8 protein-coding genes are annotated in these 6,479 nt (G+C 72.3%); 4 read left to right on the top strand and 4 right to left on the bottom strand.

What is annotated here, in order from left to right:
- From ESO86_RS09560 to ESO86_RS09550, 3 genes are all read right to left on the bottom strand, one after another.
- On the bottom strand, positions 1 to 268 hold a 268-nt coding region (locus tag ESO86_RS09560), incomplete at its 3' end, for a beta/alpha barrel domain-containing protein (RefSeq protein ID WP_479722782.1).
- Positions 265 to 1,023: an SDR family oxidoreductase gene (locus ESO86_RS09555; protein ID WP_129234691.1), complete on the bottom strand. Its 759-nt coding sequence runs from the start codon at positions 1,021 to 1,023 to the stop codon at positions 265 to 267. The genes ESO86_RS09555 and ESO86_RS09560, both read right to left, overlap by 4 nt.
- The gene (locus tag ESO86_RS09550) at positions 1,020 to 2,069 is read right to left on the bottom strand and encodes a zinc-dependent alcohol dehydrogenase (RefSeq protein WP_129234690.1); all 1,050 of its coding nucleotides are present in this window, start codon (positions 2,067 to 2,069) and stop codon (positions 1,020 to 1,022) included. Before ESO86_RS09550 ends, ESO86_RS09555 begins: the two co-directional genes overlap by 4 nt.
- A gap of 147 nt (positions 2,070 to 2,216) precedes the next feature.
- On the opposite strand from ESO86_RS09550, the gene ESO86_RS09545 reads away from it, so the two are divergent.
- Entirely contained in the window at positions 2,217 to 3,188 is a 972-nt protein-coding gene (locus tag ESO86_RS09545) for an aldo/keto reductase (protein ID WP_129234689.1), read from the top strand.
- Between the two features lie 4 nt (positions 3,189 to 3,192).
- On the opposite strand, the gene ESO86_RS09540 is transcribed toward ESO86_RS09545, so the two are convergent.
- Positions 3,193 to 3,912 (bottom strand): FadR/GntR family transcriptional regulator, encoded by a 720-nt coding sequence (locus ESO86_RS09540; RefSeq protein WP_129234688.1) that lies wholly within the window; start codon positions 3,910 to 3,912, stop codon positions 3,193 to 3,195.
- Between the two features lie 65 nt (positions 3,913 to 3,977).
- Between ESO86_RS09540 and ESO86_RS09535 the strand changes: the two genes are divergently transcribed.
- Genes ESO86_RS09535 through ESO86_RS09525 form a run of 3 tightly spaced genes read left to right on the top strand, consistent with a single transcriptional unit; the run spans position 3,978 to position 6,456 of the window.
- Positions 3,978 to 4,841 (top strand): amidohydrolase family protein, encoded by an 864-nt coding sequence (locus ESO86_RS09535; protein WP_129234687.1) that lies wholly within the window; start codon positions 3,978 to 3,980, stop codon positions 4,839 to 4,841.
- Complete coding sequence (locus tag ESO86_RS09530) at positions 4,838 to 5,692, top strand: fumarylacetoacetate hydrolase family protein (protein WP_129234686.1); 855 nt, start codon at positions 4,838 to 4,840, stop codon at positions 5,690 to 5,692. Before ESO86_RS09535 ends, ESO86_RS09530 begins: the two co-directional genes overlap by 4 nt.
- Positions 5,689 to 6,456, top strand: coding sequence for an SDR family NAD(P)-dependent oxidoreductase (locus ESO86_RS09525; RefSeq protein WP_129234685.1), 768 nt, complete (start codon positions 5,689 to 5,691; stop codon positions 6,454 to 6,456). Before ESO86_RS09530 ends, ESO86_RS09525 begins: the two co-directional genes overlap by 4 nt.
- Positions 6,457 to 6,479 lie beyond the last annotated feature (23 nt).

Here is a 6,479-nt window from a genome sequence, read left to right as displayed (position 1 = left end):
CGTCGTCCGCGAGCCCGGGGCTCACCACGAACCGGGCGCCGGCGTCGACGACGCGGTCCACGTCGTCGGGCGCGAGCACGGTGCCGGCCCCGACCGTGAAGTCGGGCAGGTCGCGGAGCGCCGCGATCGCGTCGATGCCCGCCGTGGTGCGGAGCGTGATCTCGGCGCAGCGGATGCCGCCGCGCTGCAGCGCCTCGGCGACCGGGACCGCCCGGTCCGCGTCGTCGAGGACGATGACTGGGACGAACCGCTCGCCGTCGAGGATCATCGGCCGAGCCATCCGCCGTCCACCGGGAGGACGACGCCCGACACGTAGTCCGCGGCGGGCGAGGCGAGGAAGACTGTGGCGCCCGCGATGTCGTCGGCGCGACCCCAGCGCCCGGCCGGGATCCGATCGAGGATCGCCTTCGAGCGGTCGGGGTCGGCGCGGAGCGCCTGCGTGTTGTCGGTCGCGATGTAGCCCGGCGCGACGCCGTTGACGGTGACGCCCTTCGCGGTCCACTCGTTCGCGAGCGCCTTGACGAGCCCGGCGATGCCGGACTTCGCAGCCGTGTACCCGGGCACGTTGATGCCGCCCTGGAAGCTCAGCAGGCTCGCGGTGAAGATCACCTTGCCGTGCCCGCGCTCGAGCATCCCCTTGGCGACGACCTGCGTGAGCACGAACTGGCTCGACAGGTTCACCTCGACGACGCGGTCCCAGAGCTCGAGCGGATGCTCCGCTGCGGGCGCCCGCTCGATGGTGCCGGCGTTGTTCACGAGGATGTCGATGCGGCGGCCGCCGAGCGACTCGGCGAAGGCGAGGACCGCGTCGCGGTCGGCGAAGTCGACCGCGTGCGCCTCGAAGGTCCGCCCGTGCGCAGCGACGGCGGCGCCGATGGCGCTGCCCTCGGTCTCGAGGCTGGCGCTCACGGCGATGATGTCGGCGCCGGCGGCCGCGAGCGCCTCGGCCATCGCGAAGCCGATGCCGCGCTTGGCGCCCGTGACGAGTGCGGTGGTTCCAGTGAGGTCGAAGCTGACGCTCATGCCGCGGCCTCCTCGCCGGTCGTCTCCTGGCCCGCCTGCACGTCCACCAGCACCTTCATCGCGCGGCCTCCCTCGAGGTCGTCGAAGGCGGCCCGGGTCTCGGCCAGCGGCACGACCTTCGTGATGAGCAGGTCGCTCGGGATGGTGCCGTCGGCGACGAGCTCGACCGCTCGCTCGAAGTCGGTGCGCTGGTAGACGCGTGCGCCGAGGATGCGCAGCTCGCGCCAGAAGACCCGCTGCAGGTCGATCTCGCGCGGCTGCGGGTGGATGGCGACGACGACGAGCGTGCCGCGGACCTTGGCCAACGAGGTCGCGCCGAGCACCGCGGCCGCGGCGCCCGACACTTCGAAGACGACGTCCGCCCCGGCGCCGTCGGTCCACTGCTCGACCCAGGCGACCTGGTCGACCTCGCAGGGGTCCAGCGTGGCGAAGCCGAGTCCGGCGATCTGCTCGCGGCGGTTCGCGTCGAGCTCGATGACCGCGACCTCGGCACCGAAGGCGCGCGCGACGGTCGCGATGAGCACGCCGATGGGTCCGCCGCCGATCACGACGGCCTTCTCGCCGGGTGCGATCTCGGACCGGCGCACGTCGTGCACGGCGACCGCGACGGGCTCGACCAGCGCTGCGGCGTCGAGCGCGATGCCATGGGGGAGGGCGACGAGCACGTCGGCAGGAACGTTCCAGACCGCCTGCAGGGCGCCGGGCGAGTCGATGCCGATGAAGTCGAGGTTCTGGCAGATGTGCTCGTTGCCCGCGAGGCAGGCGGGGCACGTTCCGTCCCACGCGAGGGGCATGACGGTGACGGCATCGCCGAGGCCCCATCCGGTGACGCCCTCGCCGAGCGCGGCGATCGTCCCGCTCATCTCATGGCCGAACACCAGCGGGGTCTGGACCCGGGCGTCCATGCTGCCGTGCAGGATGTGCAGGTCGGTGCCGCAGAGGCCGACGTAGGCGACGCGGATCTGTACCTGCCCGGGCGCGGGCGGTCGGGGTTCCGCCTCCGAGACGGTGATGGTCGAGTCGCCCGTGTACGCGGCGGTCAGCATTGATCCTCCAAGCGGATGTCCGTGGTCCGGCGCCGGAATTGAGGAGACCTTTGCGCCGTGTTCCCAGCCATTGTGACAGAGAAATGGAGTTTCGACACCGAATCATCTAACCTTTATGCAGTCATGTCGTCCCATGGAGGTTCCTCGATGTTGAGTCGCACCCTGCGGTCCGGCGCTGCCCTCACCGAGCTCGGGTTCGGCGCCGCGCAGCTCGGCAACCTGTACCGGCCGACGGGCGACGAGGAGGCGCGCGCAGCCGTAGACGCCGCCTGGGATGCGGGCATCCGCTACTTCGACACCGCGCCCCACTACGGCCTCGGGCTCTCCGAGCGACGGCTCGGCGACGCGCTCCGCGACCGGCCCCGCGACGAGTTCGTGCTCTCCACGAAGGTCGGACGACTGCTCGTGCCGAGTGGGTATCCCGAGGGGACCATGGACGACGGCGGCTTCGCCGTGCCCGCGACGCTCCGCCGCGAATGGGACTTCAGCCGCGACGGCGTGCGGCGTTCTGTCGAGGCGAGCCTCGAGCGGCTCGGGCTCGACCGCATCGACATCGCGTACCTCCACGACCCCGACGACCACGGCGAGCAGGCCCATGCCGAGGCGATCCCCGCGCTCGTCGAGCTCCGCGACGAGGGCGTCGTGGGCGCGATCGGCGCCGGCATGAACCAGTCGGCGATGCCCGCCGAGTTCGTCGCACGCCACGACGTCGACGTGATCATGCTCGCGGGTCGATACACGCTCCTCGAGCAGGGCGCCCTCGACGACCTGCTCCCCCTCGCGCTCGAGCGCGGCGTCGGCATCGTGGCCGCTGCGGTCTACAATTCCGGCCTGCTCTCGAAGCCGCGCCCGGCCGCCGACGCCACCTACGACTACGGTCCGGCGCCGGCCGACGTGCTCGCGCGCGCGAACGCGATCGCCGACGTCTGCGAGGAGTTCGGCCTGTCGCTGCCCGACGCCGCCGTGGCCTTCCCGCTGCGGCATCCCGCCGTCGTCTCGGTCGTGGTGGGCATGCGCACCGCCGACCAGGTGGCGGGCACCGTCGACCGGTACGGTGTGGCGATCCCCGAGGAGTTCTGGCTCGCCCTCTCCGAGCGGGGCCTGGTGCGCGATGCGTGAGTCGTCAGTCGACGTCGTCGACGGGCTGCTCGTCGACGTGCCGCTCGGTGTAGTCCTCGACGCCGAGCACGTGAACGCTCATGCGGATGCGTGCGCGGTCGGGGTCATGCGCCTCGAGCGCGTCGAGGATGGCGCGGTGCTCTCGCTGGGTGTCGTGCACCGCCCCGTGCTGGTGGATGGCGCGCCAGAGCCGAGCGCGGGCCGTCCGGCCGACGAGCGCGTCGATGATCGCCGCGAACGCGGGGTTGCCGCTCGCGGTCGCGATGAGGCGATGGAACTCGGTGTCGACGTCGATCGTCGCCTCGAGGTCGATGTCGTCCCCTACCGAGAGGATCGCCTCGCCGCGCTCGAGGATCCGGCGCGCCTCGGCGAGCTCGTCGTCGGAGATCCGCAGCGCCGCGTGCGCCGCGGCCTCGGGCTCGAGCACGCGCCGCACGGCGAGCAGGTGCACGCTGTTCTCGGGGCTCTGGAGCTCGGCGAGCATGCCGAGCGGCTCGAGCAGCTGGCCGGGTTCGAGCGAGGTCACGTAGGTGCCGTCGCCCTGCCTGGTCTCGAGTACCCCGAGGACGACGAGCGCACGCACGCCCTCGCGCAGGGGCCCGCGGGAGACGCCGAGCCGTGCACCGAGCTCGCGCTCGACCGGCAGCCGGGAGCCCGCCATGAGCTCGCCGCTCGTGATCATCTGGCGGATTCCGTCGATGACGACGTTCGAACGCGATCCCATGGGCTCAGCATAGGTGCCGCGCCCCAAGTCATCAGACCTTTCACCATGACCTGCAGGGAGGCGGCATGAGCGGAATCATCGACACCCACCAGCACGTCTGGGACCTCGACCGGGCGCGCTACAGCTGGCTGACGCCGGAAGCGGGCGTGCTGTACCGGTCCATCGGCATGGACGAGGTGCTCCCGTCCTTCGCCGCGACGGGCGTGACCGGCACCGTGCTCGTACAGTCCGCCGACAACGACGAGGACACCGACTTCATGTTCGAGGTCGCGGCAGGCGAGCCGCTCGTCGTCGGAGTGGTCGGCTACGTGCCGCTTCACGAGCCCGAGCGCGCGGCGGAGCGGCTCGAGGAGCTGCGACGTCGACCGCTCTTCCGCGGCATCCGCAACCTCATCCACGACCGACCCGACCCTCGCTGGCTGCTCCGCGACGACGTCGACGCTGGGCTCGGCGTGCTCGAAGCGGCCGGCGTCCCGTTCGACGTCGTCGGCGTGCTGCCCGAGCACCTCGAGGCGGTACTGGAGATCTCCGCGAAGCACCCGGACCTCGACCTGGTACTCGACCACCTGAACAAGCCGCCGATCGGCTCCGACGACCACGAGCCGTGGGCCTCGCTCATCGCCCGGGTCGCCGAGAACCCGCGCGTGCACGCCAAGGTCTCCGGACTGTACTCGGCCGTCGGCGACCCCGCCGACTGGACCGTCGAGACCGTGCGGCCCGCGTTCGAACACGCGCTCGCGGTGTTCGGCCCCGAACGGCTCATGTACGGCGGCGACTGGCCCGTCTCGCTCATCGCGGGCGGCTACGAGCGGGTTTTCGCGGGCATCGAGGCCCTGCTCGCCGACCTCGACCCGCGCGAGCGGGACCTCGTCCTCGCCGGCACGGCCCGCCGGTTCTATTCGCTCCCCGACACGGAAGGCACACGATGACCGACAGCTTCACCCTCGCCCGACTGGGCGCCCCCGGCGAGGAGGTGCCCGTCGTGCGCGTCGGCGACCGCGTGCTCGACGCCCGAGGTGTCGCGGCCGACTACGACGGGGCGTTCTTCGCCGGCGACGGCATCGCGCGCCTCGGCGCGGCGCTCGACACGCTCCCCGAGTTCGACGGCGACACCGCGCGCGTGGGCGCGCCCATCGCCCGCCCCGGCAAGATCGTGTGCATCGGCCTGAACTACCGCGACCACGCCGAGGAGACTGGGGCCGCGCTGCCCGCAGAGCCGGTGATCTTCATGAAGGACCCGTACACGCTCGTCGGCCCCAACGACGACGTGCTGATCCCGCGGAACTCCACGAAGACCGATTGGGAGGTCGAGCTCGGCGTCGTCATCGGGCGGACCGCGCGCTACCTCGACTCGCCCCAGGACGCGCTGGCGCACGTCGCGGGCTACGCGGTCTCGCACGACGTGTCCGAACGCGAGTTCCAGCTCGAGCGCGGCGGCCAGTGGGACAAGGGCAAGAGCTGCGAGACGTTCAACCCGTTCGGTCCCGACCTCGTGCCCGCGGCCCGGGTCGACGACCCCCAGCGGCTCGGGCTGCGGCTCTGGGTCAACGGCGAGCTGCGCCAGGACGGCTCGACCGGGAACATGCTGTTCTCCGTCGCCCACGTCATCTGGTACCTCAGCCAGTTCATGGTGCTCCAGCCGGGCGACGTCATCAACACCGGCACCCCCGCGGGCGTGGCGCTCGGCCTCCCGGGCACCCCGTACCTGCGGGCCGGCGACACCGTCGAGCTCGAGATCGACGGCCTCGGCCGCGCCGGCCAGCGGATGGTGCAGGCATGAGCGCCGAGGAGTTCGACGGGCTCGTCGCGGTCGTCACCGGCGGCGCCTCGGGCATCGGCCTCGCCGCGGCACAGGAGCTCGCAGCCCGCGGCGCGCGCGTCGCCGTACTCGACCGGTCCATCGACGGCCTGCCGGAACCGCTCGTCGGGTTCCCCGCCGACGTCTCCGATCGCACGTCGGTCGCCGACGCCGTCGCAGCGATCGCGGAGCGGCTCGGCGGCATCGACGTCGTCGTCAACAACGCCGGCATCAGCGCCGTGGGCACGGTCGAGGACAACGACGACGCCGAGTGGTCGCGCGTCCTCGACGTCAACGTCGTCGGGATGGCCCGCGTCACCGCCGCGGCGCTGCCGTGGCTGCGGCGCTCCGAGGCGGCATCCGTCGTCAACCTCTGCTCGATCGCGGCGCTCAACGGCCTGCCGCAGCGCGCGCTCTACTCGGCGTCCAAGGGCGCCGTCCTCGCGCTCACCTACGCGATGGCGACGGACCACGTCGGTGAGGGCGTCCGCGTCAACTGCGTCAGCCCCGGCACGGTGTCGACTCCGTTCGTCGAGCGGATGCTCCAGGGCTTCGCCGACCCCGTCGCCGAGCGCGCCGCACTCGACGCCCGCCAGGCCACCGGCCGCATGGTCACGCCCGAGGAGGTCGCAGGCGCGATCGCCTACCTGGCCAGCCCGCGTTCGGGTTCGACCACCGGCACGGCGCTCGAGGTCGACGGCGGCGTCACGCACGTCCGGGCCCGCGCGGCTGGAGCGCGCGCATGAGCCGCGAGGAGCGCATCGTCGGC

The sequence above is a fragment of the Agromyces binzhouensis genome (genome assembly GCF_004135055.1).
GTDB lineage: Bacteria > Actinomycetota > Actinomycetes > Actinomycetales > Microbacteriaceae > Agromyces > Agromyces binzhouensis.
Note: the sequence above shows the minus strand (reverse complement) of the source record. Positions and strands in the feature narration are given on the sequence as shown.

Coding starts and splice junctions, on each gene's coding strand:
- ESO86_RS09555 (WP_129234691.1), bottom strand. CDS start 1,023: ATGAGCGTCAGCTTCGACCTCACTGGAACCACCGCACTCGTCACGGGC.
- ESO86_RS09550 (WP_129234690.1), bottom strand. CDS start 2,069: ATGCTGACCGCCGCGTACACGGGCGACTCGACCATCACCGTCTCGGAG.
- ESO86_RS09545 (WP_129234689.1), top strand. CDS start 2,217: ATGTTGAGTCGCACCCTGCGGTCCGGCGCTGCCCTCACCGAGCTCGGG.
- ESO86_RS09540 (WP_129234688.1), bottom strand. CDS start 3,912: ATGGGATCGCGTTCGAACGTCGTCATCGACGGAATCCGCCAGATGATC.
- ESO86_RS09535 (WP_129234687.1), top strand. CDS start 3,978: ATGAGCGGAATCATCGACACCCACCAGCACGTCTGGGACCTCGACCGG.
- ESO86_RS09530 (WP_129234686.1), top strand. CDS start 4,838: ATGACCGACAGCTTCACCCTCGCCCGACTGGGCGCCCCCGGCGAGGAG.
- ESO86_RS09525 (WP_129234685.1), top strand. CDS start 5,689: ATGAGCGCCGAGGAGTTCGACGGGCTCGTCGCGGTCGTCACCGGCGGC.